Raw genomic sequence first — 2,676 nt, 5'->3', positions numbered from 1 at the left:
ATGGAGCAGCTAAAATGGGAATGCATTTTGTTGCTTTAGGGCCTAAAGAATTAGAAATGGATCCTGAAGTAGTAGCTTATTGTAAAGAAGAAGCTAAAAAAGCAGGTGGTAGCTTTACTATTAGCGACAATGTTGATGAAGCTGTCAAAGATGCTGATGTTATCTATACTGATATTTGGGTATCAATGGGTGAAGCTGAAGAATTATATCCAAAACGAGTTAAATTATTAAGCCCTTATAAAGTAACTAAAGAAATGATGGCTAAAACTAATAATCCAAAGACTTTATTTATGCATTGTTTACCTTCATTCCATGATTTCAATACTACTGTAGCTAAAGCTAAACATGATTTAGGAATTGATATTCGTGAAGTAGATGATGAAGTATTTAGAAGTGCTAATTCAGTTGTTTTTGATGAAGCAGAAAATCGGATGCATACTATTAAAGCTGTTATGGTAGCCACAATTGGTAAATAAAAAGCGGAACGTTTGTTCCGTTTTTTTGTGGAGGGGAATTTAGTTTTATTTAGAAAAATCTTCTTTTGTAATCATATCTAATAAACCGCGATAATTATAAGTGGCATAGATACTAGCAGAGATACAGCGAACAGGTACTTTATGTTTAACAATATTCATTGCCTTAGGTTCTAAATATGAAATTTGTGGTGCTAGATATAAAGCATCATAGTCTTGGAAACTTTCATCTAACTGATAGAAACCAATAGGAATAATTTCATAATTTAAATGTTTTAAGGAGATTAATTCAGCAAGCTTGGTTGCAAAGAATGTTGAAGATAAACCACCTGAACAACAAATTAAAATTTTAAGAGGAGATTGTTTTTGATGTTTAGTTAAGGCCTCATAAAAATCATAAAAAAGCTTTTGACCTTGAGCTAGACTTACTAATTCATAATGTAAATAAAATAATAAATTCTCTTGATCATCAAGTATTTGTTCTTCAATTATACCATTAGTCCAAATAACGATAGAGCCTTTTACCCCATGATAGACAAAAGAAATTGTTTTACCATAATTACCAATATCTTTATTAGAACAATAAATACCTTGATCATACTTATCTTGATTACCGATGACCCATTGGTAAAATAACTCTAAATTAATATCTGAGTAAAATTCATCTATCATACTAACCCCTCCTCCTCTTTACAAAAATTATTATAATGAAAATCCATGAAAATATGTGATTTTTTCTAATTTAGAAACCGCTTTCATTTTTAGTTAGATTTTCTCATGAAAATAAATGACAGTTACTTTATTTAGTTGTATAATTAATAACTATAGTTAGGTGATATAATGACAGGACGAATTTTTGTTGTTAGTGACATTCATGGTCACTATGATTTATTTATCAAATTACTCTTACAAATCAAATTTAATCAAGATGATTTTTTATATATAATTGGGGATGTTTGTGATCGCGGACCAGATTCTTTAAAATTAATATTTTACATTCAAAAACATCCTAATATTGTTTTATTAAAAGGCAATCATGAATACATGATGCAAGAAGCTTTATATTATGGTATTTATTATAATGATTTTGATTATCCCAGTAAAGCTTTAAAAATTTGGATAGCTAATGGTGGTAATACAACGATGGAAAATATTCGTAGCTATCTACGTAAGTATGAATTAAAACATGATGACTATCGCGTAGTTCGCGATGCTTTTTTAAAGCAACTGTATGGGTATTTAGTTAATTTACCCAATTATGTTGAATTAAAAGTAAATAATCAGCCCTATGTTTTAGTTCATGCCGGAATCAATCCTCGTTATCCATTGGAAAAACAGCGTGTCCAAGATTTGTTATGGATTCGTAATGAGTTTTATTATGCCCGAGGTGATTTAACGAAAATATATATCTTTGGTCATACTCCTACCATTTTATTAAATGAAGATCGGACTTTTAATGTTTGGTTTGATCCCGTTAATCAAAACAAAATTGGAATTGATGGTGGTTTGGCTTGTGGCAATATTTCGGGACAATTAAATTGTCTATGCTTAAATGATGGTAAAATAACAGTTATTAAAAAGGAAGGTGATAATCATGCGTGGAGCATTTTATAGTCTAGTTAATTTTATCAATACAACTAATCTTAATGATGTTTATGCTAATGCAGCTAGAATTATTTTAAAAAACATTGATAAGATTCCTGAATGTACAATAACTGATGTAGCTAGGATGTGCTTTGTTTCTACGGCTACAATTTCTAGATTATGTCGTAAACTTAATTATGAATCGTTTGCGGATTTTAAAACCGATGTAACGATGAATTTGAATTATTTTAATCGTGATACGTTAAGATTGCAGTTTGATCATCAGCTTCCCGAACGGAAATATTTACATAAAGGAAAAGAAATTTTTAAAGCACATTTTGATAATATTTTAGATAATCTGCAAACTACTTTTGATAGTATTGCTTATGAAGATCTAGAATTTATCGTTGATAAAATTTATCAATCTAAACAGGTTTGTTTTGCGGGAAATTTCTTTACTCAATCGGTATCAATGCAACTGCAAATTGAATTATCATATTTAGGAAAAGAATGTAGTGGCATGTATCCGTTGCAGCAGCAATTAGAAACAATCAAAAGTTTAGATGAAAATGATTTAATTATTGTTTCCAGTATTGCTGGAGGGTTTATGGCTGATCAT

Annotated in this window: 3 protein-coding genes and 1 pseudogene; 3 read left to right on the top strand and 1 reads right to left on the bottom strand. The window is 29.7% G+C overall.

Annotation, left to right across the window (positions count from 1 at the left end; all coding sequences use genetic code 11):
- Positions 1 to 476 (top strand): annotated as a pseudogene (locus J7M77_RS07165) (ornithine carbamoyltransferase); the annotation flags it as partial.
- A 45-nt stretch (positions 477 to 521) separates the two neighbouring features.
- Here the strand turns inward: J7M77_RS07165 and J7M77_RS07160 are convergent.
- Positions 522 to 1,145 carry a hypothetical protein gene (locus J7M77_RS07160; protein WP_296877152.1) on the bottom strand — a complete coding sequence of 208 codons (624 nt, stop codon included), beginning with the start codon at positions 1,143 to 1,145 and terminating at the stop codon, positions 522 to 524.
- Positions 1,146 to 1,313: 168 nt separating this feature from the next.
- On the opposite strand from J7M77_RS07160, the gene J7M77_RS07155 reads away from it, so the two are divergent.
- Complete coding sequence (locus J7M77_RS07155) at positions 1,314 to 2,087, top strand: metallophosphoesterase (protein WP_296877151.1); 774 nt, start codon at positions 1,314 to 1,316, stop codon at positions 2,085 to 2,087.
- Positions 2,068 to 2,676, top strand: a 609-nt coding sequence (locus J7M77_RS07150; protein WP_296877150.1) for a MurR/RpiR family transcriptional regulator, incomplete at its 3' end; no start/stop codon positions are given. The genes J7M77_RS07155 and J7M77_RS07150, both read left to right, overlap by 20 nt.

The organism is Thomasclavelia sp., assembly GCF_017889095.1.
Taxonomy (GTDB): Bacteria; Bacillota_I; Bacilli_A; order Erysipelotrichales; family Coprobacillaceae; genus Thomasclavelia.
Note: the sequence above shows the minus strand (reverse complement) of the source record. Positions and strands in the feature narration are given on the sequence as shown.